The following is a 24701-nucleotide window of genomic DNA, read 5'->3' as shown; positions in this document are numbered from 1 at the left end:
CACCATGACTGCTTCGGTAGAAACAGCCACGGCGACGGGCCGCGTCGCCCGCGTCACCGGCGCCGTCATCGACGTGGAGTTCTCCGTCGAGACGATGCCGGAAATCTACAACGCGCTGCAGATCGAGGTCACGATCGGCGGTGAGACCCGGACGCTGACCCTCGAGGTCGCCCAGCACATCGGCGACAACATGGTCCGCGCCATCTCGCTGCAGCCCACCGACGGCGTCGTCCGCGGCGCGCCGGTGGTCGACACCGGCGCCCCGATCTCGGTGCCGGTCGGCGACGGCGTCAAGGGCCACGTCTTCAACACCATCGGCGAGTCCCTCGACGTCCCGTCCTCGACGCTGGAGGTCACCGAGCGCTGGCCGATCCACCGGCACGCGCCGGCGTTCGACCAGCTCGAGAGCAAGACCGAGATCCTCGAGACCGGTATCAAGGTCATCGACCTGCTCACGCCGTACGTCAAGGGCGGCAAGATCGGCCTGTTCGGCGGCGCCGGTGTGGGCAAGACGGTGCTCATCCAGGAGATGATCACCCGTGTCGCCCGTAACCACCGCGGTACCTCGGTGTTCGCGGGCGTCGGCGAGCGTACCCGTGAGGGCACCGACCTGCTGCTGGAGATGAAGGAGGCCGACGTCCTCAAGGACACGGCGCTCGTCTTCGGCCAGATGGACGAGCCGCCGGGCACCCGTCTGCGGGTGGCCCTGTCCGCGCTGACCATGGCGGAGTACTTCCGCGATGTGCAGAACCAGGACGTGCTGCTGTTCATCGACAACATCTTCCGGTTCACCCAGGCGGGTTCGGAGGTCTCCACGCTGCTCGGCCGTATGCCGTCCGCCGTGGGTTACCAGCCGACCCTCGCCGACGAGATGGGCGAGCTGCAGGAGCGGATCACCTCGACCCGTGGTCACTCGATCACCTCGATGCAGGCGATCTACGTGCCCGCGGACGACATCACCGACCCCGCGCCGCACACCACGTTCGCGCACCTCGACGCCACGACGGTGCTCTCCCGTGCGATCACGGAGAAGGGCATCTACCCGGCGGTGGACCCGCTGGACTCGACGTCGCGGATCATGGACCCGGTCATCCTCGGCCGGGAGCACTACGACACCGCCCAGCACGTGAAGCAGATTCTGCAGCGCTACAAGGAGCTGCAGGACATCATCTCCCTCCTGGGCATCGACGAGCTCTCCGAAGAGGACAAGGTCACGGTCGAGCGCGCGCGCCGCATCGAGCGGTTCCTGTCGCACCCGATGTACATGGCCGAGGCCTTCACGGGCCAGCAGGGCGAGAACGTGTCGCTGAGCGACACGGTCGCGTCCTTCAAGGCCATCGCCGAGGGCAAGTACGACCACCTCCCGGAGCAGGCGTTCTTCATGGTCGGTGGCATTGAGCAGGCCGAGAAGAAGGCCCAGGAGCTGCAGAAGTAACGCCTCGCGCGTTCGGAGGAGAGCAAGTGGCAAAGCTGCACGTCGAGCTCGTCTCACCGGAGCGTGAGATCTGGGCCGGCGAAGCCGATATGGTCGTTGCCAAGACCATCGAGGGTGAGATGGGCATCATGCCCGGTCACGCGCCGGTCCTGGGCCTGCTGGTGGACGGCAGTGTCGTGCGGATCAAGCCCGCCGACGAGTCGGAGACCATCTCCGCGATGGTCTCCGGCGGTTTCTTCTCGGTCGCCTCCGACGAGGTGTCGGTGCTCGCCGAGTACGCCGAGCTGGGCGGCGAGATCGATCTCGACGCCGCCCGCGCGGAGTACGAGCGGGTCTCCGGCCTGGAGGGCGAGGAGGCCGCGGCCGCGCAGCGGCGGGCCCGCGCGCGCCTGCGGGCCGCCGGCCAAGAGGTCTGACACCGGCACCGGACTCGTGGGGGAAGCAGGGGGGAGTGGGCGAGTACCTGGCGTGGGACATCGGCGGGCTGCTCGCTGTCGTCCTGGTGGCGGTGCTCGCCGCGTTCGCCCTGCTGTCGCTGCGGCGTTGGCTGCTCGAACGCCGCGGCGGCACGGTCGAGTGCAGTCTCCGCGATCCCCACGGCCGTGGCGTATGGCGGCTCGGCATCGGCCGGTACAACGGTGACGAGCTGCTCTGGTTCGCGATTTTCGGCATTCGGCTGAGGCCCCGGCGGGTCGTACACCGCCGGGGCCTCGTCGTTTCCGGGCGCCGCAAGCCGGAGGCCGAGGAGGAGGCCGCCCTTCAGCCGGACGCCGGCATCCTCGAGATCCAGGACGGCAACGGCACCGTCGAGCTGGCGATGAGCGGAGCGGCGCTGACCGGCTTCCTCGCCTGGCTCGAGGCCGCCCCGCCGGGCACCCCGCTCGCCTGACGCGCCGCCCGGCCAGGCTTCCCGATCGCCTGACGCGCCGCTCTGCCGGGCTCGCCGATCACCTGGTGCCGGACGCCGACCGGCTCAACGCTCGCCGCCGGGCTTCCACAGCACGTCGCCGCGGTCGCCATTGGCCTTGCGGCCGAGGATGAACAGCAGGTCGGACAGCCGGTTGAGGTACTTCGCGGTCAGCGGGTTCATGTCCTCGTGGACCGTCAGCGCCGCCCAGGTGGTCCGCTCGGCGCGGCGCGCGACCGTGCGCGCGACGTGCAACAGCGCCGCTCCCGGAGTGCCGCCGGGCAGGATGAAGCTCCGCAGCGTGGCCAGGTCGGCGTTGTGCTCGTCGCACGCGGCCTCCAACCGGGTGATGTAGTCCTCGGTGACCCGCAGCGGCGGGAACTTCGGGTCGGGAACGATCGGGGTGCTCAGGTCCGCGCCGACGTCGAAGAGATCATTCTGGATCCGGGTGAGCAGCGTGGCGATGTCCTCCGGCAGGTCGCCCATGGCGAGCGCGACGCCGATCGCGCTGTTGGCCTCGTCGACGTCGGCGTACGCCGCGAGCCGAGGGTCGGTCTTGGCCGTACGGCTCATGTCGCCGAGGTTGGTCGTGCCGTCGTCGCCGGTCCGCGTGTAGATCTTCGACAGGACGACGGGCTGGTCGTCGCGCTCTTTCGCCATGCCCGTCACCCTATTGAGTCGTCGTGTGGGGCCGGGCGGCCACCCGGCCCCACACGACGACCAGAGCCCCTCCGGTGAACGAATTCCTCAGCTGAGCGCGCGGCCGGCGGGCGCGTGCTGAACGTGCGCGCGGGCCGTCTTGGGAGCGGCGACGCGGTTGCCGTTGACCGGCAGCGTGCTGCCCGCGAAGACCTGGGCGGCGTGGGCGGCGCCGTCCGCGAGCTGGTCGAGGATGGTGCTGTTGTTGTTGGTGTACGTGTCGCAGGCCTGGTGGTAGCACGGGTCGTACGCGACGCCCGCCTGACCGCCGTAGATCTGCGCCTCGGCCGCCGTCTTGATGCCCTCCGCGCCGGAGTCGAGGCCGCCCGCGGGGATGCCGTTCTCGATGAACGGCCCGTAGTCGGAGCGCCCGTTGAACTCGCTCGGCGACGTCGCCAGCTTCCGCTTGCCGTAGTAGTCGAGGAAGACCTTCTCGATCGCGCCGGAGCCGGCGGGCGGGTTGGTGCCCGCGCCCTGGGAGTCGTCGCCGTCGTACACGCCGCGGACGCCGTTGGGCGAGCCGAGCATGTCGAAGTTGAGGTTGAGGGCGATCCTGGCCTTCTCGGCGGCGGTCAGGTTGGCGACGTAGTACTCCGAGCCGAGCAGACCCTCCTCCTCGGCGCCCCAGAACGCGAACCGCACCTTGTTCTTGATGCCCTTGCCCAGCTTGTTGATCTGCTCGGCGATGGTGAGGATCGTGGCGGTGCCGCTGCCGTTGTCGTTGATGCCGGGGCCGGTGGTGACGCTGTCGAGGTGGGCGCCGAGGACGACGACGTTGTCGGCGCGGCCGCGCTTGGTCTCGGCGATGACGTTGTGCGCCGTGCGCCGCTCGCTGAAGGTGTCCGTCTTGATGTGCAGCGTCAGGGTGCCGGACGTGGCCGCCTGCACCAGGTCGGTGCCGAGCTGGTAGGTCGGGCCGATCACCGGAATCTTCCAGGGGGTGCTGGCGGTGCCCTCAACGGGGCCCATCCGGTCGGGCGAGGCGCCGTCGTTGTAGATGGCGATGGCGGCGGCGCCGGCGTTCTGGGCGTTGCCGGCCTTCACCGAGAAGTTGCAGCCGCCGCGCTTGACCAGGGCGATGTTCCCCTTCGGGAAGCCGGCGAAGTCGTCGGCCTCGCAGCCGCTGCCGACGCCGGCGCCCGCCGGGTCGACCGCCGTGGCGGTGGCGGTGACGTCACCGGAGCCGGAGAAGTCCAGGGTCGCGTAGTCGGTGCCGTAGACGTACTTGGCGCCGCCGGGCCGGTCGAAGACCGCGGGTGTCTTCTGCTTGTAGTAGTCGAAGGGGAAGTCCTGCACCGTCGGCCGGTAACCGGCCTTCTCGAGCTGCTTGACGACGTACTTGGTGGAGACCTCGAAGCCGGCTTCGCCCGCCGCGCGGGTGCCGCCGTTGTAGGTGGCGATCGTCTGGAGGTCCTTCTGGTGCCGGCGGATGTCCTTCAGTTTCACCAGCCGGTCGAGATGCGGCTGTGCGGCCGCGTCCGCGGGGGTCGCGGCCCCGATGGAGGCCGCGGCCAGGCCGATGAGGGTACCGATGGCGAGTTTTCGCAACGTCGTGCCCTTCCGATGGTAAAGCCGGGGTAATGCCGCGAATCCTGACATTTCGCGGTGCTCGACGGCCAGCCCTGAGACCGACTCGTTGCGCGGACGCCGGAAATCGTGGATTAGAACGTGATTCGGGCCACTGTTCGGGCTTGCCACTGATCGATAGTGTTTCGCCCAGGCTCTCGAGGCGTGGAGGCGGCCGTGTACGACTACGTCATCGTCGGCGCCGGTAGTGCGGGCTGCGTGCTCGCCGATCGGCTGACCGCGGACCCCGGCACGAAGGTCCTGATCCTGGAGGCCGGACCGCCCGATGACGCCCCCGAGATCCACATTCCGGCCGGGGTCGCGGCGCTGTTCAAGAGCCAGTACGACTGGGACTACACGACGACCCCGCAGCCGAACGCGGCCGGCCGTACCGTCTACTGGCCGCGCGGCCGCACTCTCGGCGGCAGCTCGTCGACCAACGCGATGATCTACATCCGTGGTCACCGGCACGACTTCGACACCTGGCGGGACGAGTACGGCTGCAAGGGCTGGGGGTACGCCGATCTGCTGCCGTACTTCATGCGCGCCGAGGACCAGCAGCGCGGCGCGTCCGACTACCACGGCACCGACGGGCCGCTCCGCGTCGAGGATCTGCGCTTCAAGCACCCGCTGGTCCGCGCCTGGATCGACTCGGCGACGGACTTCGGCCTGGCCGCCAACGACGACTTCAACGGCGCCGAGCAGGACGGGGTCGGGTTCTACCAGGTGACGCAGCGGCGGGGCCGCCGCTGGTCGACCGCGGACGGCTACCTGTCCCGCGCCGCGGAGCGGCCGAACCTCACCGTGGCGACCGACGCGCTCGTCACCCGCGTGGTCATCGAGGACGGGCGGGCCACCGGGGTCGCATACGTGCGCGGCGGGACCGAACAGCGGGCCGTCGCCCGGCGGGAGGTGATCCTGTCCGGGGGCGCGGTCAACTCGCCGCAGCTCCTCATGCTGTCCGGCGTGGGGCCGGCCGACCACCTGCGCTCGCTCGGCATCGACGTCGTCGTGGACCTGCCCGGCGTGGGCACCGGTCTGCAGGACCATCCGATGGTGCCCGTCATGTGGCACACCCCGGACAAGAAGGCGTTGTGGGAGGGCGTCAACCTGCGCAGCCTCATGCTGTACCAGACGCTGGGGCGCGGCCCGTACGCCTCGAACGTCGCCGAGGGCGGCGGCTTCGTACGGACCCGGCCGGACCTGCCCGCCCCGGACCTGCAGTACCACGTGCTCCCGACGCCGTACGTGGATCAGGGCCTCACCGACGCGAACAAGCGCGCCATGTCGGTGTTCGCCACGACCGTCGCCGTGGCCGGCCGGGGGAGCGTGCGGCTGCGGTCCGCCGACCCGCGGTGGAAGCCGCTCATCGACCCGAACTACCTGGGCGACGACGCGGATCTCGAGGTGCTCCTGGCGGGCGTCCGGCAGGCCCGGGAGATCGCGGCGACCGGCCCGCTGGCCCGGATCGTCGGCGGGGAGTACGCCCCCGGAGAGGACGGCGCTGACCTCGCCGAGTGGGTCCGCCGGCAGGTCGTCACGCTCTACCACCCCACGAGCACGTGCGCGATGGGCGGTGCCGACGACTCGGTCTGCGACCCCGAACTCCGGGTGCGCGGCGTCGACGGCCTGCGCGTCGTCGACGCGTCGGTCATGCCGGCGGTGCCCCGGGGCAACACCAACGCCCCGACGATCGCGGTGGCAGAACGGGCCGCCGACCTGATCGCCGGCGGCCCGCTGCTGCCTCCCACCGAATTCGCCTAGGGCGTGTCTGCCGGCGGAGCCGGCAGACACGCCCCGACCGCGGTCGCGCACACCGCCGGACCGGTGGCGCGCTCTCGCGGCGGCGGCCTGTGCGCCCGCGTCGAGCCCCGCCTGGATGGAGGGCGCCTGTTCAGGCGGGGCTCAGCGTGGGCGCACAGACTTCGGGAGGTTCACCGGGCGCGGCGGCGCAGCAGGCGGCGGGGCTGCTCGACCTCGCGCGCCTCACGGTCACGCTCGTCCATGAGGGCCTTGAGGATGTCCGGGTGCATCGTTCGTACTCCTTGCGGCGCGAGCCGGACGGTCCGGCCTCGCACTCATAAGGTTCGTCCTAAGGCGGTGGCCGGGGCATCGGAACAATGCCTCATCCCGGCCGCCGCCCGGGACTAAGTCCGCCCGCCCGCCGCCCGGGGCCGCCTAAGCCACCGCGGCGCGTCTAAGAACCTCACCGATCCGCTCCCGGAGGACGCATGAAGATCAGGGACGCCGAGGTCATCGTCACCGCTCCCGGCCGCAACTACGTCACGCTCAAGCTGACGACCGACGACGGCGTCGTCGGCTACGGCGACGCGACGCTGAACGGGCGCGAACTCGCCGTCGAGGCGTATCTCCGGGAGCACGTCCTGCCGCTGCTGGCCGGCCGGGACGCCGCCCGGATCGGCGACACGTGGCAGTACCTCTACCGGGGCGCGTACTGGCGGCGCGGGCCGGTGACGATGACGGCGATCTCAGCGGTCGACCAGGCGCTGTGGGACATCAAGGGCAAGGTCGCGGGTCTGCCGGTGTACGAGCTGCTCGGCGGCCGGGCGCGGGAGGCGGTGACCGTCTATGGGCACGCGAGCGGCGCGGACGTCGACGACCTCCTCGCCGACGTCGCGCGCCACCGTGAACTGGGCTACACCGCCGTGCGCGTGCAGGCGAAGATCCCCGGGATGGACTCGACGTACGGGGTGCACACCGGCCCGCACCTGTACGAGCCGGCGTCCGGCGCGCTGCCCACTGAGGAGGTCTGGAACACCGCCGCGTACCTCGACTTCATCCCCACCCTGATGAAGCGGGTCCGCGACGAGTTCGGATACGGCTTCCACCTGCTGCACGACGTGCACCACCGGCTCACCCCGATCGAGGCCGCGCGGCTCGGCGCGGCGCTGGAGCCGTACCGGATGTTCTGGATGGAGGACGCGACGCCCGCCGAGGACCAGACGGCGTTCCGCCTGATCCGCTCGCACACGGTCACGCCGCTGGCGGTGGGCGAGGTGTTCAACACGATCTGGGACTGCCAGCAATTGATCACCGAGCGGCTCATCGACTACATCCGCACGTCCGTGACGCACGCGGGCGGCATCTCCCACGTGCGCCGGATCATGGACCTCGCCGACCTGTACGGCGTGCGGTCCGGCTCGCACGGCCCCGGCGACATCTCGCCGATCGGACTGGCCGCGGGCCTCCACCTCGACCTGGCGATCCCGAACTTCGGGATCCAGGAGTACATGGGCCACCGGGACCCGGCCGGCGAGGTCTTCGACTGGGGCTACCGCTATGAGAACGGCATGCTGTGGCCGTCGGACCGGCCGGGGCTCGGCGTCGAGTTCGACGAGGAGGCCGCGCGGCGGCACCCGTACGACCCGAAGTACCTGCCGGTCGCACGGCTGGCCGACGGCGCCATGCACGACTGGTGAGCCGGTGGTCGGGCGGCGGCGGGCACGACCGGTGAGCCGCCGCCCGGCCATCCGGCGTCAGCGGTAGTGCTTGCCGTGCAGCAGGCTGACGAGCTGCAGCAACTTGGCCATGTCCTTGTCGGTGCGCTTGAACGACGTGAGGTTCATCGGCGCGGCGAAGCGCTGGCGGGTGATGGCCTTGGCGCGGGCGAACTCCCGCAGCCCGTCGGCCCCGTGGATGCGGCCGAAGCCGGAGTCGCCCACCCCGCCGAACGGCAGCGCCGGAACGGCCGCGAAAGCGATCACCGCGTTGACCGAGGTCATGCCGCTGCGCAGCCTCCGGGCCGCCTCCATGGCCGTCGAGCGGCTGCGGGAGAAGATCGCGCCGGCCAGGCCGTACGACGTGGCGTTGGCGCGCTGGACGGCCTCGTCCACGCTCTTGACCCGGTGCACGGTGATGGTCGGGCCGAACGTCTCCTCCTGGACCGCGGCGGAGTCGTCCGGAACGTCGACCAGCACGACCGGCTCGACGTACGGCTCCTTCACCGCGTCCGCGCCGCCGACGAGCGCCCGGCCGCCCCGGGCGAGGGCGTCGTCGACGTGCCGCTTGATGACGTCGAGCTGGCTCGGCATCGTGATCGGGCCGTACGCGGCGGTGCGGTCCTCGCCGGGCCGCAGCGCCCGCGCCTGCTCGGTCAGCTTGGCGACGAAGTCGTCGTAGACGCCGTCGACGACGTACACCCGCTCGACGCCGACGCAGGTCTGGCCCGCGTTCGACATCGCGCCCCACAGGGCGGCCTCGGCGGCCTGGTCGAGGTCGGCGTCGGCGGCCACGATGAACGCGTCCTTGCCGCCGCACTCGGCGACGATGGGGGTGAGGCGCTCGGCGCACGCCGCCATCACCTTGCGGGCGGTCGGCGCCGACCCGGTGAAGGCGATCTTGTCGACCGCGCCGCGGGCGAGCGCGGCGCCGGTGTCGCCGAGGCCGGTCACGACCTGGAACACCGGCTCCTCCGGGATGACCTCGGAGACGATCTCGGCGAGCAGCAGGCCGACGCCCGGCGTGTACTCCGAGGGCTTGAACACGACCGCGTTGCCGGCCGCCAGGGCGTACGCGAGCGAGCCGACGGGCGTGAACAGCGGGTAGTTCCACGGGCCGATCACGCCGACGACGCCGAGCGGCTGGTACTCCAGGACGCACTTCTGGTTGATGGAGACGAGGCCGGGGAACACGCTGCGCGGGCCCAGGACCTTCTGGGCGTGGCGCGCGGCCCAGTCCAGGTGCGTGATCGCCAGGACCGTCTCGAGCTGGGCGTCGGCCACCGGCTTGCCGGTCTCCTGGTGGATCAGGGTCGCCATGCGGTGCAGCGACCGGGCCAGGGCGCCCTTGATGTTGAGCAGCCGGACCCGGCGCTCCTTCCAGCCGAGTCCGGCCCACCACACCGCGGCGACGCGGGCACGCTCGATCGCGGCGTTCACCGCGGCCTCGTCGTGGATCGGGTGCTCACCGACGACCTCGCCGGTCGCCGGGTTCAGGGAGCGGAACGTCTCGGCGGTCTTCTCGCTCGCAGTCGCGGTCATCGGCGTCACCTTCGTCCCAACGAGGTAGCTGTAGTCCAGTAAGTTACCCGTTACCGACCGGGGGCGGGGAGTATGCCGCGTTCGATCGCCGCGGTTACGGCGGCGGTCCGGTCGGACACCCCCAGCTTGCCGAACGCCCGCAGCAGGTGCGTCTTGACCGTCGCCTCGCTGATCAGCAGTTCCCGGCCGATCTCCGCGTTCGTACGGCCCCGGGCGACCAGCCGCAGCACGTCGATCTCCCGGCGCGACAGCTCGACCGGCGAGCGCATCCGGGACACCAGCTTGGCCGCCACCGAGGGGGCCAGGACCGTCTCGCCGCGCGCCGCCGCGCGGACCGCCTGCGCGAGGTCGTGCCGCGAGGCGTCCTTGAGCAGGTAGCCGGCGGCGCCCGCCTCGACCGCGCGGAGGATGTCGGCGTCGGTGTCGTACGTCGTCAGCACCACGACCCGGGTCTGGGGGCGCTGCGCGAGCACGCGCGAGGTCGCCTCGACGCCGTCGCCGCCCGGCATGCGCAGGTCCATCAGCACGACGTCCGGCTCGTGGGCGCGGACGGCCGCGACCGCCTCGGCGGCGCCGCCGGCCTCGGCCACGACCGTCAGGTCGTCCTCCGCCGTCAGCATGCCGCGCAGCCCCTCGCGGACGACCGGGTGGTCGTCGACGAGCAACACCTTGATCACGCAGGTACCTCCACCGTGACGGTCGTTCCGGCTCCCGGCTCGCTGCGCACGTCGAACGCGCCGCCGACCTGGCCGACCCGCTCGCGCATGCCGTGCAGACCGAAGCCGCGGGCCGCGTCGGGACCGAACCCTACGCCGTCGTCGCGGATCTCCAGGCGCACCGACTCGGGGGCGTACGCCAGGCGCACCTCGACCAGGTCGGCCTTCGCGTGCCTGCGGACGTTGGCCAGGCCCTCCTGGGCGACCCGCAGCAGCACCACCTCCGCCCCGGCGGTCAGCCGTCGCGGCTCGCCGGTGAGCGTGTAGTCCGCCGTGACGCCCAGTTCCTCGCGCATCCGCCCGGTCAGGCGCGCGACGGCCTCGTCCAGGGAGGAGCCGCCGAGCGGCGCGGGCGGCTGGGCGGCGACCAGGGCGCGCGCCTCGGCGAGGTTCTCCCGCGCGGTGCGCGCCGCGAGGCCGAGCTGCCGCCGCGCCTCCTCCGGGTCGCGCCCGACGTACGCGTCGGCCGCCTGCAGCAGCATCAGGATGCTCGTGAATCCCTGCGCGAGCGTGTCGTGGATCTCCCCGGCCATCCGCTCCCGCTCGGCCATGACGCCGGCCTCCCGGCTCACCTCGGCCAGCTCCGCCCGTGTCGTCTCCAACTGGGCGATCAGCTCGCGGCGCTCCGTGCTCTGCGCGATGATCCGCTCGATCCAGAGGCCGAAGAAGGCGGAGAATCCGATCACCACGACGGTCCAGACCAGGAACGACACGACCGTCCCCGCGTCGGCGCCGCCACGGAAGAACCGGACGGCCGGGACCGCGTTGAGGAGCACGAGCGCGGCCACGCTCTCCCGCCAGCGCACCAGCATGAAGCACTGCGGGCAGGCCGCGAACAGCACGAGCGAGCTCTCCGGGGCCGTCAGCGCCGCCGCGCCGCACAGCACGATGAGCCCGCCGACGTACGCGTACGCCCCCCGGGCGGACGTGTCACGTCCGAGGAAACGACGGCCGAACAGGACGTACCACGGCACCGTGACGAGGAGGATCCCCGTCGCGACCAGACCGGTCCCCGTCGGGTGGTCGTTCAGGACGTACATGATCGTCGAGACGAGGACCAGGCCGAAGTACGTCTCCCAGCGGCCCAGTCCCCAGTCCCACGCGTCGTCGTCCTTCATCCGTCGCGGCGCCGCTTCCAGCGGAATGTCGTCAGGCACAGGACCAAGCCTGCGACACCCCAGGCCGCCAGCACCAGTGCGGTGCGCCCGTGCTCCCAGGCGTGCGCCGGCTCGGCCGCCAGCAGCGTGTCAGGCAGCAGCGCGGACCGCAGCCCCTGGCTGATCCACTTCAGCGGGAACAGCGCGCCGGCCTGCTGGACGCCGGAGGGCAGGTCGCCGAAGGTGAAGTACACGCCGGAGATGAACTGCAGGACCAGGTACGGCACGTTCAGCACGGCCGCCGCGCTGCGGCCCGAGCGCGGCACGCTGCTGATCGCGATGCCGAGCAGCGTGCAGACGGTCACCCCGCCGACGAAGACCCAGGCGAAGGTCAGCCAGCGCTCGGGCGTGCTCGGCGGCTTCAGCCCGAACAGCAGGTGCCCCAGCGCGAACAGAAGGACGGTCTCCAGCGCCGACAGGACCAGCGCCGCGATCGTCTTGCCGATGAAGTAGGCCGCCTTCGGCATCGGCGTGCCGTACAGCCGCTTGAGGGTGCCGTCGTCGCGCTCCTGCGCGATCGCCACGCCCAGGCTGACGAACGTCGTCGACATGATGCCGCTGGCGATGATCCCGGCCGCGAAGTACTGCCGGAAGTCCACGCCCGTGTGGCCGACCTCGCCCTTGAAGATCGTGCCGAAGATCAGGAGCAGGATGACCGGCATGCCCAGGGAGAAGACGACGGCCTCTCGTTCGCGGAAGAACGCCTTCAGTTCCAGCGACCCACGGGACAGCCCGATCCGTACGGGCGAGGGCATCGCGACGGCGGTCATCGGGCTTCTCCGATCATGGTGAGGTAGACGTCCTCGAGCGTGGGGCGGGTGACGGTCAGCTCCGGCACCTCGCCGTCGAACTTCTGGCTCAGCTCGGCCACCACCTGCGTGGGGGAGTCGGTCTCGATCGCCTGCCGGCCCTCCGGCCCGAGCCAGCCCACCCGCGCCGCGGCGGTCGCCCGGCCGCCGAGCTCCATCGGCGAGCCGACCTCGACGACGCGGCCGCCGGCGATGACGCCGACCCGGTCGGCGAGCGCCTCGGCCTCGTCCAGGTAGTGGGTGGTGAGCAGGATCGTCGTGCCGCCGTGCGCCAGCCCCTCGATCAGCCGCCAGAACCGCCGCCGCGCGTCCGGGTCGAACCCGGTCGTCGGCTCGTCGAGGAAGAGGAGTTCGGGGTCGCCGATGATGCCGAGCGCCACGTCGACCCGCCGCCGCTGGCCGCCGGACAGGTGCGCGAGGCGGGCCCCCGCCTTGTCGGTCAGCCCGACCGCCTCGATCACCTCGTCGACGTCCCGGGGCCGCGGGTGGTAGCCCGCGAAGTGCCGGACGATCTCGCGAACGCTCAGCTCCGGCTGCTCGTTCGAGGTCTGGAGCACGATCCCCAGGCGGGCGCGCCACTGCCGGGTCGGCTTGCCGGGATCGGTCCCCAGCACCGACACCTCACCGCCGGTCCGCCGCCGGTGCCCTTCGAGGATCTCCACCGTCGTACTTTTGCCGGCCCCGTTCGGGCCGAGGAGGGCGAAGACCTCGCCCCGGAAGATGTCGAGGTCCACGCCGTTCACCGCGTCGACGTCGCCGTATCGCTTGCGCAGGTCGCGCACCCGCACCGCCGTGTCGTTCATGCCTCCAGCGTCGCGGCGATCCGGCCGGTCCGGGATCGGCGGACCGGTGATTCCCGTGTCCACCGAACGGTGGACACGGGAGGCCGGCGGGCTCAGCCGGCCACGTCGAGGCTCTTCCAGAACTGGAACAGGCCGTGGCCGGCCGCGACGTAGTCCTGGTCGATCCCGAACAGGTCGGTGAGGTGGTAGACGAGGGAGAAGAACTGCTCGTTGACGGCCGGGATCCACAGCAGGGCGAGCAGCGCCATGAAGGCGTACCCGCCGATCTTGTTCGCCTGCGCGACCCAGGTGCGCGGCAGGTACGGCTCGACGATGCCGAAGCCGTCCAGGCCGGGCACCGGCAGCAGGTTGAGCACGGCCGCGGTGACCTGCAGGAACGCCAGGAACGCCATCCCCGTCCAGAACAGCAGGTGCGCCGGGTCCTTCGCCAGGTTGGTGATGACGACGCCGAGGACGATCGCGAAGACGAGGTTGGCGATCGGGCCGGCCGCCGAGATCAGGCTGTGCCGGATCCTCCCGCGAATCGCCCCCCGGTCGATGTAGACGGCGCCGCCCGGCAGGCCGATCCCGCCGAGCAGCACGAACAGCACCGGCAGCAGGAAGCTCAGCGTGATGTCGCCGTACTTGAGGGGGTTCAGCGTCAGGTAACCCTTGGTCGCGACGCTCCGGTCGCCGGACCGCCAGGCGAAGAAGGCGTGCCCGAACTCGTGCAGGCACAGCGACACGATCCAGCCGCTGACCACGAACAGGAACAGGAACAGCCGGGCGGTCCGCTCCGGGCTCATGCCGTACCGCCAGACCGCCAGGCCGGACAGGGCGAACAGGCCGAGGACGAACAGGAACGCGGGGCTGGGCCGCACGGCGGTCCGCACCGCGCTTACGTTGGACATCGATCAATCGCTCTCTGTGAGGGCGGGGACGACATAGGTGCGCAGGAAGTCTCGAGGATCGCCGTCGCCGGGGAGGACGATCATCGAGGAGATGATCCGGAAGAGGAACTCCACCGCGCCCTCCACCGTGATGTCCGCGCGCAGCAGACCCTCCCGCTGGGCGGCCGCGAAGTACGGCCGGACGCGGTCGGCGCACAGGCGCAGCACGCTCTGGGCGGCCCCGGCCACGGCCGTCTGCGTGTGGCCGGCGGCCTCGGGGGTGAGGAGGGCCGCCACCCTCGGCTCGCCGCGCACGAACGCGACGGCGTCGATCACGCCCTCGACGATGCCGTCGGGCACCGAACTCTGCGCGCCGAGCCGCCCGGCCAGCCGGTCGAGGAAGCGACGCAGGTCACGGAGGAGGACCTCGAGGATCACCTCGTCCCGCCCGCCGGCGAAGCTGCGGTAGACGGTCGCCCGGGACAGGCCCGCGGCCGCCGCGATGTCCTCGACGGTCGTCTTGGCGACGCCGTACCGCGCGAAACAGCGCTCGGCGGCGTTGACGACCCGCTCCCGGACGTCGGTGGTGGCCTGCGGCATGCCTCGCAGGGTACCGGTCTCGCCAGGTACGAAACGTGAGACAGATATTGCATCCTGTCGCAGATCGCGTACGGTGGTCGCCGTACCACCGAGCATCGGAGGACGGATGAGCCGGTTCGATCCGCGGACGTCCATCGACGAGGCGTTCTGGGCGATGATGGCCGCCGCGCACCTGCCGGGCGAGCAGTACACCGGCCCGCCCGGCGACCCGGGCCTGTTCGGGCCGGACTCGGCGATCTGGCACGTCCACGGCGACGTCTCAGCCGTCCTGGGCGGGGTCTCCGGGCTGATCCTCGGCACGCTGAACGAGCCGGTGACCCACGGCACCAACCGCTTCTCCGACTACCTGCGGGACCCGATCAAGCGGCTCGGCTTCACGGCGTCGTTCGTGCTCGGCATGACGTACGGCTCGACGCCCGTCGCCGAGCGGCTCGCCGGCACGGTCCGGGCGATGCACCAGCGCGTCCAGGGGACGATGCCCGACGGGCGCGCCTTCTCCGCGACCGATCCGGGCGACATCGTGTGGGTCGGGCTCACCCAGGCGTACTCCATCGCCCGCGCCCATGTGACCTACCACCCGCGCCCGCTCCGGGGCCGCGACCTCGACCGGTACTTCGCCGAGTACGCCGTGATCAACGAGATGCTCGGCGCGCCGGACTCGCCCCGCACGCTCGCCGAGGCGGAGGACTATTTCGCCGCGACGCGTCCTCGCCTGACCGTCAGCGAGGAGGTGCTGCAGGCCGTCGCGTTCCTGCGCAGGCCGAAGGGGGCGACCCCGGCCACCCGGATCTCCAGCGCGCTCCTCGCCCGGGTCGCCACCGACCTGCTGCCGGAGTGGGCGCTGGCCCTGCTCGGCGGGCGGCCGCCCCTCTCGCCCGCCACCCGGGTGGCCGGCCACGCCCTCATGCGCACGCTCCGGTACGGCGTGCGGTACCGCATGATCGACGAAGCGCGGACCCGCTGCGCGACGGGTCTTGCCGACACGGCCTGACATGTGAGGATGCCGGTATGAGGATCGCTGACGCGACCGCCCTCGTCACGGGGGCGACCGGGGGCATCGGCCAGGCCGTCGCACGGGAGCTGGTGGCGCGCGGCGCGTCGCTGGTGCTCACCGGCCGCCGCGCCGACGTGCTCGAATCCCTCGCCGCCGAGCTCGGCGCCCGGGCGCTCGTCGCCGACCTCTCCGACCGCGACGGCGCCGTACGCGTCCTGGAGCAGGCCGGCCCGGTCGACATCCTCGTCGCCAACGCCGGGCTGCCCGCGAGCGGGCCGCTCACCGACTTCACGCTCGAGGAGATCGACCGCGCGGTGAACGTCAACCTGCGCGTGCCGATCGTCATGGCCCGCCTGGCGGCCGAGCAGATGACCGCACGCGGGCGCGGTCACGTGGTCTTCGTGTCGTCGATCGCGGGCAAGGTCGCGGCGGGCGGCACCGCGCTGTACAACGCCACCAAGTTCGGGCTGCGCGGGCTCGCCCTCGGCCTCCGCGAGGACCTGCGGCCGGTCGGCGTCGGCGTCTCCGCGATCTATCCGGGGTTCATCCGGGACGCCGGGATGTTCGCCGACTCCGGGGTGAGCCTGCCGCCGGGCCTGGGCACCAACACGCCCGGCGACGTCGCCCGCGCGGTGACCCGCGCCATCGAGCGGGACCGCGCGGAGGTCGACGTCGCCCCGCTGTCCGTTCGCGCCGGGGTGGTGCTGGGCGGCCTGGCCCCCGGCCTGTTCGCCCGGATACAGCGGCGGGGCGGCGCGGACCGGCTCACCCGCGCGCTCGCCGAGGGCCAGCGCGACAAACGCTGACGAGGCGGATCAGTCGAGTTCGTAGTCGAGCGTGTAGGAGTGCCCGCCGTCCTCGGTGATGATGATCTGGCCCTCGCCGCGGAGGCCCGTGAGGTCGCCGGAGCCGCTCGTCTCGACGATCTTCCAGGTCAGCCAGGGCTTGCCGCGCTCGCCGCCCGCGTTGTGCTGGAGGAGGAACGCGCCCGTCCGGCCGTCGAGCGTGCCCTCGAACCGCTCGATCCCCACGTACGCGGCGGGCCCGGCCTCGGTGCCGACGGTGGTCAGCTCGGCGGCGCTGGTGCCGGTGAGGCCGCCGCTGAACGTCTTCTCGACGTGCACCCGTGTGCACGTGACCCCGTCCCGCTCGTCATACGGCTTGTCGGCGTCCCACGTGTCGAGGACGAACGTGCCTTCTACTCGCTTGCTCATGGAACCAGCATGGCGGCGAAGGCTGCCATCTTCTGTCAGGTATCTAGAAGAGCGTGCCGTCCCGCTCGATGCCCCGCAGCGCGTCGTAGTCGAGGGTGACGCAGTCGATGCCGCGGTCGGTGGCGAGCACCCGCGCCTGCGGCTTGATCTCCTGCGCGGCGAAGATCCCGCGGACCGGCGCGAGCAGCGGATCGCGGTTCAGCAGCTCCAGGTAGCGGGTGAGCTGCTCGACGCCGTCGATCTCGCCGCGCCGCTTGATCTCGACGGCCACCGTCGCGCTCATGTCGTCCCGGCACAGGATGTCGACCGGCCCGATCGCCGTGGGGTACTCCCGGCGGATCAGCTTCCACCCCTCGCCCAGCGTCGTGATGTGCTCGGCCAGCAGCTCCTGCAGGTGGGCCTCCACGCCGTCCTTCTGCAGGCCCGGATCGATGCCCAGCTCGTGGCTGGAGTCGTGCAGGATCTCCTCGATCGTCAGGATCAGCTGCTCACCGGACTTGCCGTGCGTGACCGTCCAGCGGCCCTCTTCCTCCTTGACGGTGCACGGCGGGTTCATCCAGTTCAGCGGCTTGAACGCGCGGTCGTCCGCGTGGATGGAGACGCTGCCGTCGGCTTTCATCAGGATGAGCCGCGGGGCCATGGGCAGGTGGGCGGTGAGCTTGCCGGCGTAGTCGACACTGCACCGGGCGATGACGAGGCGCACGGTCGCCCACCTTAGCCGCAGCGCCACATGGTCGTGTGCGACTTCGGCCGCGCTCCGCGGCGACGGGCCCGTCAGACATGGGCGTCGAACCCGCCGGGGGACGCCGCGGCGCGGGCGATGAGGTCGGCGATCTCGGTCTGCCGGACCGGATCGTCGGTGAGCTGACCGGTGGCGACGCGAAGGTGCGGCGCGGACGGGCGCACCTGGTAGCGGCTGCCCGGCACGGCCGCGACGCCGTGCGCGGCGAGCGTGACGAGGGCGGCGGACTCGTCGGCGACCGGCACCCACAGCATCAGCCCGTCCTCGTTCGCGGTGGGGATCCCGCGAGTGGTGAGCGCGGCGGCGAGGCCCTCGCGCCGCCGTGCGTACACGGTACGGGCGTGGTCGACGGCGGCGCGGGAACCGGGGTCCTCGAGCAGATGGGCCAGGGCGTCCTGCAGGATGCGGCTGGTCCATCCGGTGCCGAAGCTGCGCAGGACGCGGACGCGTTCGATCGTGTCGCCGGCTCCGCCGAGCACGGCGATGCGCAGGTCGGGGCCGTGGGACTTGGAAAAGGACCGGACGAGGACCGTCTGCGCGGGCAGGTGCTCGCCGACGCTCACCGGTGGCGTGGCCGCCGCCTCGCCGAGACCGTCGTCCTCGACGGCCAGGGTGCTGGTGGGGGCGAGGAGGGCGGCGAGCGCGGCCGCGCGTTCCCGGCTGAGGGAGTGGCCGCACGGGGTGTGCGCGCGCGGCTGGTAGACGAACGCCGCGGGGTTGGTGGCCAGGGCGCCGGCGAGGGAGGCGGGGATCGGGCCCTCCCGGTCGCAGGCGACGGGGATCACGTCGGCTCCCAGGGCTTCGAGGATGTCGAGCAGCCGCGCGCCCGTGGGGTCCTCGACGGCGATGCGGTCGCCGGGCAGGGCGGCGGTCTGGCAGACCAGTTGCACGCCTTCGTAGCCGCCGCCGGCGACGAGCCACCCTTCGGCGGGGAACGGCCAGGTCGGCTCGACCGCGCGGCGCAGGCGCGGGGTGATGGTCTCGCGGGCGTAGTCGTTGAGGCGTTCGGCGTGGGCGGCGGCGGCGAGCGCCTTCTCCAGCGGGGGGAGCAGCGCGGGATCGGGCGCGGCGATCGCGAGGTCGATCGCCGGACGGCCGCCGAAGTCGCCGATGCGTTCGTAGCGGACCGGGTGCGGCACGCTGGGCGGCCCGACGACGACGGTGCCGCGGCGGCGCTGGGCGCTGACGACGCGGTGCCGCCGGAGGGTCGACCAGGCGTCCGCGACCGTCGCGGGGCTGACCTCGAGGACGGCGGCGAGCGCGCGGACGGTGGGCAGGCGGATGCCGGCGGGGATGTCGCCGCGCCGGATGAGGTCGGTCATGGCCGAGGCGATGCCCCGGGCGCTGCGGTCACCGATGCGCTCGGCGAGCCAGGCGGCGTCGATCGAGGGCTCGGGCATGGGCTCCCACCTGCCGTTCTATCGATTTCATTGCGGTAAATCTTTGTGCGATAACAAAACGAGTATTGTACTCGCTCTTTGCTGAACATATTGTCGGTCGCCATCGAGGGATGTCGAGCGAATGGAGCGTTGTGTCGGTTCCACGGATTCGCCTGGCCCTGCGCGATTGGGATCATCTGGTTCCACTCGTGACCGGCCGAGTGCGATCCCGAGACTTCGAGCTGGAGATCGAGTCACGGGCGGTGACGCCGGACGTGCTCGCCGAGCCCGAACTGGACGGGGGCGAGACGTCGTTCAGCCGGTACGCGCTGGGGCGCGGCGGCGGTGACGACCGGCTGGTGGGTCTTCCGGTGTTCGTCATGCGCGGTTTCCGGCACCGGTGCGTGCTGGTGCGGCGCGACAGCGAGCTGACGTCGCCCAAGGACCTGGCCGAGGCCCGGATCGGGCTGACCGGCTGGCCGGACTCGGGGAACACCTGGACGCGGGCGCTGCTGCGCTCGGCGGGAGTCGACCTGGGCGGCATCGCGTGGACGGTCGGGCCGCTGGTGGCGGGGGAGACCGGCAAGGACCGGGTCGGCCCGCGTCCGCTGCCGCCCAACGTCGAGGTTGCCGGTGACGGCGAGTCCCTGGTGGAGGGCCTGGCCGACGGGCGGTTCGACGCGATCTTCACGCCGTTCATGCCGGATGAGCTGTTCGGCCCCGGCAGCCGGTTCCGTCATCTGTACGACGATCACCGCGGCGCGGAGCTGGACTACTTCCGCCAGACCGGGTTCGTGCCCGGCATCCACCTCCTCGCGGTCAAGCGGACGGTCGTGGACCGGTATCTGTGGCTGCCTTCGGCCCTGGAGGAGCTGTTCACCGAGTCGAAGCGGCTGTGGACGGAGCGGCGCCGCATGCTCACCGACACCGCGCCGTGGCTGCTGGCGGAGCTGGAGGCGAGCGCGGAGATCTTCGGCCCGGACTGGATGCCGTACGGCAGGGCCGCCAACGCCGCGATGACCGCGGCGTTCTGCGAGGAGCTGCACGCGCAGGGCATCGCCCCGCACCCGATCGACGCCGAGGAGTTGTTCGCATGAGGATCGCTGTCGGGCAGTACGCCGTCGCCGAGGACTGGACGAGCAATCTCAAGTCCTGCCAGGCGCTGATCGACGAGGCCGTCGGCGGGGGAGCGGACCTGCTGGTGCTGCCCGAGGACGCCATGGCGCTGTTCATCGACGAGCCGCTGCGGATCGTCGACGCGGCCCAGCCGCTGACCGGCCCGTTCCTGACCGGCCTGCGGGAGCACACCGCGGGCACGGCCACGACGGTCGTGGTGGGGATGCACGAATCGGCCGGCGGCGGGAAGGTGCACAACACGCTCGTGGCCGTCCGGGACGGCGAGATCGTGGCGACCTACCGCAAGGTCCACCTGTACGACGCGTTCGGAGCCCGGGAGTCGGATCGGGTGCGCCCGGGCGACGGCGAGCCGGTGGTGTTCGACTGCGCCGGATGGCAGGTCGGCCTGATGACCTGCTACGACGTAAGATTTCCGGAGATGGCGCGGCTTCTGGTCGACCGGGGTGCGGAGCTGCTGGTGCTGCCGGCGGCCTGGGTGCGCGGGCCGGCCAAGGAGTGGCACTGGGAGGTCATGGTGACCGCCCGAGCCCTGGAGAACACCTGTTACGTCGCGGCGTCCGGCGAGTGCGGCCGCCGCAACATCGGCGCGAGCATGGTCGTGGACCCGCTCGGGATCGTCCGCGGCCGCCTGGGCGATGGGCCGGGGCTGCTGTGGGCCGAGGCCGACCGCGAGGAGCTGGAGGCCGCCCGCCGCAAGCTGCCGGTGCTCGCCAATCGGCGTTTCTTCGTCGACCCGTCAATTCGTTAGGAGCATTACCGTGTCGAAACGGATCGTCGCCGCGCTCGCCGTCGCGGGTGCCCTCGTGGTGAGCGGCTGCGGCAAGAACCCGTCGGAGGTCGACGGGGGCGGCAGCGGGTCCAAGGCGTCGGGCGTCGGCGCCGCCGATCTGAAGCAGACCCTGGACCAGAAGCTGAACGACCGCCTGCCGGCGAAGGTGAAGTCCGCGGGCAAGCTGATCTCGGTGAACAACGGCTCGTTCCCGCCGTACGAGATCGCCGGTTCGGACGGCAGGTCGCTGACCGGAGCCGCCGCCGACATGGCGACGGCGCTGTCGCAGCTCATCGGCGTGAAGATCGAGCATGTGACGGTCGACGGGCTGCCGAGTGAGCTCAGCGGGATCAAGGCGGGCCGGTACGACTTCGCGATCGGTCCGATCGGCGACTTCCCCGAGCGGGAGACCGCCAACGACTTCGTCGACTGGGTCCGGGAGTTCGTGGTGTTCGCGGTGCCGAAGGGCAACCCGAAGCACATCTCCTCCATCGCCGACACGTGCGGGCTGAAGATCTCGGTGATGGCCGGTGGCTCCGCCGAAGACGTGATCAAGAAGCAGGCGCAGACCTGCGTCCAGCAGAAGAAGCCGGCCGTGCAGGTCCAGTCGTACAAGGACCAGCCGACGTCGATCCTCGCGGTGCGGTCGGGCCGGGCGGACGCGTTCTTCTCCTCCCAGGCGCCGTTGACTTACTTCGTAAAGGAGGCGGGCAACGCGCTGGAGCTGGCCGGGACGGGTAAGGCCAACGGGTTCGACGACCTGTTCCAGGGGGCCGTGGTCGCCAAGGGATCGCCGCTGCGGGACGTGCTGGTGGACGCTTTCAAGGAACTGATCGCCAACGGCACCTACGGCAAGGTCATGACGAAGTGGGGACTGTCGGCGAACTCCCTGGACAAGCCCGGCGTGAACCTCGCGCCCAGGAAGGGGTGAACCTTTCGTGGCAGTGACGGAGAAGACCTCCCGCGACACCGACCCGCAGGTCGATGTCGCCGGCGCGGCGCGCACCCGGCATCCGCTGCGGTGGGTGGCCTCGCTGATCCTGATGGTGCTGGCGGCACAGCTCGTCCACCTGCTGGTGACCAACGACAACTTCGAGTGGGACGTCGTCGGGCGCTACTTCAACGCCCAGATCATCGGCCAGGGGATCGTGACGACGCTGGAGCTCACGGTGATCGCGATGGCGGTCGGCATCGTGGGCGGGGTGCTGCTGGCGGTGGGGCGGCTGTCGGACAACCCCCTGCTGCGGGCGTCGTGCGGGGCGTACGTCTGGTTCTTCCGCGGCATCCCGGTGCTCGTGCAACTGGTGTTCTGGTACAACCTGTCGGCGCTGCTGCCGCGGGTGTCGGTCGGAGTGCCGTTCGGGCCGGAGTTCGCGAGCGGGTCGACGAATCATCTGATCACGCCGTTGCTGGCGGCGATCCTCGGCCTGGGGCTGAACGAGGCGGCGTACATGGCGGAGATCATCCGCGGTGGGCTGCTGGCGGTCGACCCGGGGCAGATGGAGGCGGCGCACGCGCTGGGCATGAGCGACGCGCGGACGCTGCGGCGGATCGTCCTGCCGCAGGCGATGCGGTTCATCGTGCCGCCGACGGGCAGCCAGGTGATCAACATGCTGAAGGCGACGTCGCTGGTCAGCGTGATCGCGCTGGCCGACCTGCTCTACACCGTTCAGTCAATCTACAACCGGACGTTCCAGACGATCCCGCTGCTGATCGTCGCCTGCCTCTGGTACCTGGTGATCACCTCGGTGCTGTACGTGGGGCAGTCGTTCATCGAGCGGCACTACGCCCGCGGCGCGACCCGTAACGCGCCGCAGGGTTTCTGGAGCTTCGTTCTCATGCGCCGCCGCGCTCAGGCCGCCCCGACGACTCCGGAGGTGCCATCGTGACCGCAGAACCGTTGGTCGACACGCCGCCGATGGTGCGGGCCTGGCAGGTCCGCAAGCGGTTCGGGCACCTGGAGGTGCTCAAGGGGATCGACCTGGACGTGCACGCGGGAGAGGTCGTCGTGGTGCTGGGCCCGTCCGGGTCGGGCAAGTCGACGTTCCTGCGGTGCATCAACCACCTGGAGACGATCGACGGCGGGTCCATCCACGTCGACGGCGAGCTGATCGGGTTCCGCGCGGACGGCGGCCGGGTGCGGCATCTGCGCAAGCGCGAGGTCACCCGGCAGCGCCGTGAGATCGGCATGGTGTTTCAGCAGTTCAACCTGTTTCCGCACCTGACGGTCCTGCAGAACGTGATCGAGGCGCCGACGGGCGTACGCGGCGAGCCGCGCGCGCAGGCCCGGGAGCGTGCGCGGGAACTGCTGCGGAAGGTCGGCCTGGAGGACCGGGCCGGAGCGTACCCGCGGCAGTTGTCGGGCGGGCAGCAGCAGCGGGTCGCGATCGCCCGTGCGCTGGCGATGCGGCCGAAGCTGATGCTGTTCGACGAGCCGACCAGTGCGCTGGACCCCGAGCTGGTCGGCGAGGTCCTGGCCACCATGAAGGCGCTGGCCGAGGAGGGCCTGACGATGGTGGTGGTGACGCACGAGATCGGGTTCGCGCGGGAGGTCGCCGACCGGGTCGTGTTCATGGACGGCGGTGTGATCGTCGAGTCGGGTCCGCCCGCGCAGGTGCTGGACGCCCCGTCCAACCCGCGGACGCGGGCGTTCCTCAGCCGGGTGCTGTGACCTCCGGCCCCTCGCCGGTGAGCGCCTGAAGGCGAAGGCGCAGGAAGTCGCGTTCGACGGTGTTCTCGGTGCGGGCGATCGCCGCCTCGTACGCCGGCTCGGCCTCAATGGTGCGGCCGAGGCGGCGCAGCAGGTCGGCCCGTACGGCGTGGTACACGTGGTGGCGGTCGAGGTCCAGAGCGTCGACGAGCGCGAGCGCCGCCTCGGGGCCCGCCACCTCGGCCACCGCGACGGCGCGGTTCAGCGCCACGATCGGGCTCGGGGCGAGGGCGAGCTGCAGGTCGTACAGCCGCAGGATCTGTCCCCAGTCCGTGGCGGCGGCGTCCGGCGCGTCACTGTGCACCGCGTTGATCGCCGCCTGGATCTGGTACGGCCCCGGCCGATCACGCCGTAGACACCGGCGGACGAGGTCCTGTCCCTCGGCGATCAGGTCCCGGTCCCAGAGGCTCCGGTCCTGCTCGGGCAGCGGGACCAGGGACCCGTCGGGCCCGGTGCGGGCCGCCCGGCGCGACTCCAGCAGGAGCATCAGTGCGAGCAGGCCCGCGACCTCCGGTTCGTCGGGCATCAGCTCGGCCAGGAGCCGGCCGAGGCGGATCGCCTCCGCGCACAGCTCCTCCCGGACCAGCCGATCACCGGAGCCGGCCACGTAGCCCTCGTTGAAGATCAGGTAGACGACGGCCAGCACGGCTCGCAGCCGGTCGGGCAGGTCCGCCTCGTCGGGGATCCGGTACGGGATCCCGGCGTCGCGGATCTTCCCCTTCGCCCGGACGAGCCGCTGAGCCATCGTCGGCTCGGGCACCAGGAACGCGCGGGCGATCTCCGCGGTGGTCAGGCCGCCCAGGAGCCGGAGTGTCAGCGCGACCCGCGCGGCCGGTGCCAGTGCCGGATGGCAGCAGGTGAAGATCAAACGGAGCCGGTCGTCGCGCACCGGACCCTCCTCGGGTGGCTCGTCGGCGGCGTACAGCAGGGCGGCCTGGGCGTGCCGGTCCGCGCGTGAGGCCTCCCGCCGCAGCCGGTCGATCACGCGGTTGCGGGCGGTGGTGATGATCCATCCCGCCGGGCTCGGCGGCGGCCCGGCGGACGGCCAGCGCCGCAGCGCCTCGGCGAAGGCGTCCTGGACCGCCTCCTCGGCGATCCCGATGTCGCCGAAGACGCGGACCAGGACGGCCACCGCGCGGCCGTATTCCGCACGGAACACCTGCTCGACCCGCGCGGTGGCGGAAGACGCGGACAC

General features: G+C 71.5%; 25 protein-coding genes. 12 read left to right on the top strand and 13 right to left on the bottom strand.

Annotated elements, in window-relative coordinates; all coding sequences use genetic code 11:
- Window positions 1–4 precede the first annotated feature (4 nt).
- Genes atpD through ABD978_RS26345 form a run of 3 tightly spaced genes read left to right on the top strand, consistent with a single transcriptional unit; the run spans window position 5 to window position 2324 of the window.
- Window positions 5–1435, top strand: coding sequence for a F0F1 ATP synthase subunit beta (gene atpD / locus ABD978_RS26355; RefSeq protein ID WP_345359998.1), 1431 nt, complete (start codon window positions 5–7; stop codon window positions 1433–1435).
- A gap of 26 nt (window positions 1436–1461) precedes the next feature.
- The gene (locus ABD978_RS26350; RefSeq protein WP_345359995.1) at window positions 1462–1851 is read left to right on the top strand and encodes a F0F1 ATP synthase subunit epsilon; all 390 of its coding nucleotides are present in this window, start codon (window positions 1462–1464) and stop codon (window positions 1849–1851) included.
- A 35-nt stretch (window positions 1852–1886) separates the two neighbouring features.
- Window positions 1887–2324, top strand: a complete 438-nt coding sequence (locus tag ABD978_RS26345) for a DUF2550 domain-containing protein (protein ID WP_345359992.1) — start codon at window positions 1887–1889, stop codon at window positions 2322–2324.
- 84 nt (window positions 2325–2408) lie between these two features.
- On the opposite strand, the gene ABD978_RS26340 is transcribed toward ABD978_RS26345, so the two are convergent.
- Together ABD978_RS26340 and ABD978_RS26335 are read right to left on the bottom strand one after the other, a co-directional pair.
- Window positions 2409–3002, bottom strand: coding sequence for a cob(I)yrinic acid a,c-diamide adenosyltransferase (locus ABD978_RS26340; RefSeq protein WP_345359989.1), 594 nt, complete (start codon window positions 3000–3002; stop codon window positions 2409–2411).
- Window positions 3003–3089: 87 nt separating this feature from the next.
- Window positions 3090–4589, bottom strand: coding sequence for a M20/M25/M40 family metallo-hydrolase (locus tag ABD978_RS26335; protein ID WP_345359986.1), 1500 nt, complete (start codon window positions 4587–4589; stop codon window positions 3090–3092).
- A 195-nt stretch (window positions 4590–4784) separates the two neighbouring features.
- On the opposite strand from ABD978_RS26335, the gene ABD978_RS26330 reads away from it, so the two are divergent.
- Both ABD978_RS26330 and manD read left to right on the top strand, forming a co-directional pair.
- Window positions 4785–6371: a GMC family oxidoreductase gene (locus tag ABD978_RS26330; RefSeq protein ID WP_425550769.1), complete on the top strand. Its 1587-nt coding sequence runs from the start codon at window positions 4785–4787 to the stop codon at window positions 6369–6371.
- 467 nt (window positions 6372–6838) lie between these two features.
- Complete coding sequence (manD, locus tag ABD978_RS26325) at window positions 6839–8047, top strand: D-mannonate dehydratase ManD (protein ID WP_345359980.1); 1209 nt, start codon at window positions 6839–6841, stop codon at window positions 8045–8047.
- A gap of 57 nt (window positions 8048–8104) precedes the next feature.
- On the opposite strand, the gene ABD978_RS26320 is transcribed toward manD, so the two are convergent.
- The 7 genes from ABD978_RS26320 to ABD978_RS26290 form a co-directional block, all read right to left on the bottom strand.
- Complete coding sequence (locus ABD978_RS26320) at window positions 8105–9607, bottom strand: aldehyde dehydrogenase family protein (protein WP_345359977.1); 1503 nt, start codon at window positions 9605–9607, stop codon at window positions 8105–8107.
- Window positions 9608–9657: 50 nt separating this feature from the next.
- Window positions 9658–10284 (bottom strand): response regulator, encoded by a 627-nt coding sequence (locus ABD978_RS26315; protein ID WP_345359974.1) that lies wholly within the window; start codon window positions 10282–10284, stop codon window positions 9658–9660.
- Window positions 10281–11480: a sensor histidine kinase gene (locus ABD978_RS26310; protein ID WP_345359971.1), complete on the bottom strand. Its 1200-nt coding sequence runs from the start codon at window positions 11478–11480 to the stop codon at window positions 10281–10283. The genes ABD978_RS26315 and ABD978_RS26310 overlap by 4 nt, the downstream gene beginning before the upstream one ends.
- Complete coding sequence (locus ABD978_RS26305; protein ID WP_345359968.1) at window positions 11438–12250, bottom strand: ABC transporter permease; 813 nt, start codon at window positions 12248–12250, stop codon at window positions 11438–11440. The genes ABD978_RS26310 and ABD978_RS26305 overlap by 43 nt, the downstream gene beginning before the upstream one ends.
- The gene (locus ABD978_RS26300; protein WP_345359965.1) at window positions 12247–13092 is read right to left on the bottom strand and encodes an ABC transporter ATP-binding protein; all 846 of its coding nucleotides are present in this window, start codon (window positions 13090–13092) and stop codon (window positions 12247–12249) included. The genes ABD978_RS26305 and ABD978_RS26300 overlap by 4 nt, the downstream gene beginning before the upstream one ends.
- A gap of 92 nt (window positions 13093–13184) precedes the next feature.
- Window positions 13185–13982 (bottom strand): site-2 protease family protein, encoded by a 798-nt coding sequence (locus ABD978_RS26295; RefSeq protein ID WP_345359962.1) that lies wholly within the window; start codon window positions 13980–13982, stop codon window positions 13185–13187.
- A gap of 3 nt (window positions 13983–13985) precedes the next feature.
- Window positions 13986–14561 carry a TetR/AcrR family transcriptional regulator gene (locus ABD978_RS26290; protein ID WP_345359959.1) on the bottom strand — a complete coding sequence of 192 codons (576 nt, stop codon included), beginning with the start codon at window positions 14559–14561 and terminating at the stop codon, window positions 13986–13988.
- A gap of 106 nt (window positions 14562–14667) precedes the next feature.
- Between ABD978_RS26290 and ABD978_RS26285 the strand changes: the two genes are divergently transcribed.
- Window positions 14668–15552: an oxygenase MpaB family protein gene (locus ABD978_RS26285; protein ID WP_345359956.1), complete on the top strand. Its 885-nt coding sequence runs from the start codon at window positions 14668–14670 to the stop codon at window positions 15550–15552.
- 17 nt (window positions 15553–15569) lie between these two features.
- A complete protein-coding gene (locus ABD978_RS26280; protein WP_345359953.1) occupies window positions 15570–16361 on the top strand; it encodes an SDR family NAD(P)-dependent oxidoreductase in 792 nt (263 codons plus the stop codon).
- Window positions 16362–16370: 9 nt separating this feature from the next.
- On the opposite strand, the gene ABD978_RS26275 is transcribed toward ABD978_RS26280, so the two are convergent.
- The 3 genes from ABD978_RS26275 to ABD978_RS26265 form a co-directional block, all read right to left on the bottom strand.
- Entirely contained in the window at window positions 16371–16769 is a 399-nt protein-coding gene (locus ABD978_RS26275) for a DUF3224 domain-containing protein (RefSeq protein ID WP_345359950.1), read from the bottom strand.
- Window positions 16770–16812: 43 nt separating this feature from the next.
- Entirely contained in the window at window positions 16813–17472 is a 660-nt protein-coding gene (nucS, locus tag ABD978_RS26270; RefSeq protein WP_345359947.1) for an endonuclease NucS, read from the bottom strand.
- A 71-nt stretch (window positions 17473–17543) separates the two neighbouring features.
- Window positions 17544–18911 (bottom strand): aminotransferase class I/II-fold pyridoxal phosphate-dependent enzyme, encoded by a 1368-nt coding sequence (locus ABD978_RS26265; RefSeq protein WP_345359944.1) that lies wholly within the window; start codon window positions 18909–18911, stop codon window positions 17544–17546.
- A 188-nt stretch (window positions 18912–19099) separates the two neighbouring features.
- Between ABD978_RS26265 and ABD978_RS26260 the strand changes: the two genes are divergently transcribed.
- Genes ABD978_RS26260 through ABD978_RS26240 form a run of 5 tightly spaced genes read left to right on the top strand, consistent with a single transcriptional unit; the run spans window position 19100 to window position 23467 of the window.
- Window positions 19100–19987, top strand: a complete 888-nt coding sequence (locus tag ABD978_RS26260) for a TAXI family TRAP transporter solute-binding subunit (protein WP_345359941.1) — start codon at window positions 19100–19102, stop codon at window positions 19985–19987.
- Window positions 19984–20775: a nitrilase-related carbon-nitrogen hydrolase gene (locus ABD978_RS26255; RefSeq protein WP_345359938.1), complete on the top strand. Its 792-nt coding sequence runs from the start codon at window positions 19984–19986 to the stop codon at window positions 20773–20775. Before ABD978_RS26260 ends, ABD978_RS26255 begins: the two co-directional genes overlap by 4 nt.
- Window positions 20776–20785: 10 nt before the next feature.
- On the top strand, window positions 20786–21727 hold the full coding sequence (locus ABD978_RS26250; RefSeq protein WP_345359935.1) for an ABC transporter substrate-binding protein: 942 nt from the start codon (window positions 20786–20788) through the stop codon (window positions 21725–21727).
- 7 nt (window positions 21728–21734) lie between these two features.
- Complete coding sequence (locus tag ABD978_RS26245; protein WP_345359932.1) at window positions 21735–22685, top strand: amino acid ABC transporter permease; 951 nt, start codon at window positions 21735–21737, stop codon at window positions 22683–22685.
- Between the two features lie 29 nt (window positions 22686–22714).
- On the top strand, window positions 22715–23467 hold the full coding sequence (locus ABD978_RS26240) for an amino acid ABC transporter ATP-binding protein (protein ID WP_345360538.1): 753 nt from the start codon (window positions 22715–22717) through the stop codon (window positions 23465–23467).
- Here the strand turns inward: ABD978_RS26240 and ABD978_RS26235 are convergent.
- Entirely contained in the window at window positions 23451–24701 is a 1251-nt protein-coding gene (locus tag ABD978_RS26235; RefSeq protein WP_345359929.1) for an RNA polymerase sigma factor, read from the bottom strand. The genes ABD978_RS26240 and ABD978_RS26235 overlap by 17 nt on opposite strands.

It is taken from the genome of Actinoallomurus liliacearum, from assembly GCF_039542035.1.
Classification (GTDB): domain Bacteria; phylum Actinomycetota; class Actinomycetes; order Streptosporangiales; family Streptosporangiaceae; genus Actinoallomurus; species Actinoallomurus liliacearum.
The sequence above is the reverse complement of the archived record's forward strand: the minus strand, read 5'-3'. Positions and strand labels throughout refer to the sequence as shown.

Coding starts and splice junctions, on each gene's coding strand:
- ABD978_RS26265 (WP_345359944.1), bottom strand. CDS start 18,911: ATGCCCGAGCCCTCGATCGACGCCGCCTGGCTCGCCGAGCGCATCGGT.
- ABD978_RS26320 (WP_345359977.1), bottom strand. CDS start 9,607: ATGACCGCGACTGCGAGCGAGAAGACCGCCGAGACGTTCCGCTCCCTG.
- ABD978_RS26340 (WP_345359989.1), bottom strand. CDS start 3,002: ATGGCGAAAGAGCGCGACGACCAGCCCGTCGTCCTGTCGAAGATCTAC.
- atpD (WP_345359998.1), top strand. CDS start 5: ATGACTGCTTCGGTAGAAACAGCCACGGCGACGGGCCGCGTCGCCCGC.
- ABD978_RS26295 (WP_345359962.1), bottom strand. CDS start 13,982: ATGTCCAACGTAAGCGCGGTGCGGACCGCCGTGCGGCCCAGCCCCGCG.
- ABD978_RS26290 (WP_345359959.1), bottom strand. CDS start 14,561: ATGCCGCAGGCCACCACCGACGTCCGGGAGCGGGTCGTCAACGCCGCC.
- ABD978_RS26305 (WP_345359968.1), bottom strand. CDS start 12,250: ATGACCGCCGTCGCGATGCCCTCGCCCGTACGGATCGGGCTGTCCCGT.
- manD (WP_345359980.1), top strand. CDS start 6,839: ATGAAGATCAGGGACGCCGAGGTCATCGTCACCGCTCCCGGCCGCAAC.
- ABD978_RS26300 (WP_345359965.1), bottom strand. CDS start 13,092: ATGAACGACACGGCGGTGCGGGTGCGCGACCTGCGCAAGCGATACGGC.
- ABD978_RS26255 (WP_345359938.1), top strand. CDS start 19,984: ATGAGGATCGCTGTCGGGCAGTACGCCGTCGCCGAGGACTGGACGAGC.
- ABD978_RS26280 (WP_345359953.1), top strand. CDS start 15,570: ATGAGGATCGCTGACGCGACCGCCCTCGTCACGGGGGCGACCGGGGGC.
- ABD978_RS26240 (WP_345360538.1), top strand. CDS start 22,715: ATGGTGCGGGCCTGGCAGGTCCGCAAGCGGTTCGGGCACCTGGAGGTG.
- ABD978_RS26275 (WP_345359950.1), bottom strand. CDS start 16,769: ATGAGCAAGCGAGTAGAAGGCACGTTCGTCCTCGACACGTGGGACGCC.
- ABD978_RS26285 (WP_345359956.1), top strand. CDS start 14,668: ATGAGCCGGTTCGATCCGCGGACGTCCATCGACGAGGCGTTCTGGGCG.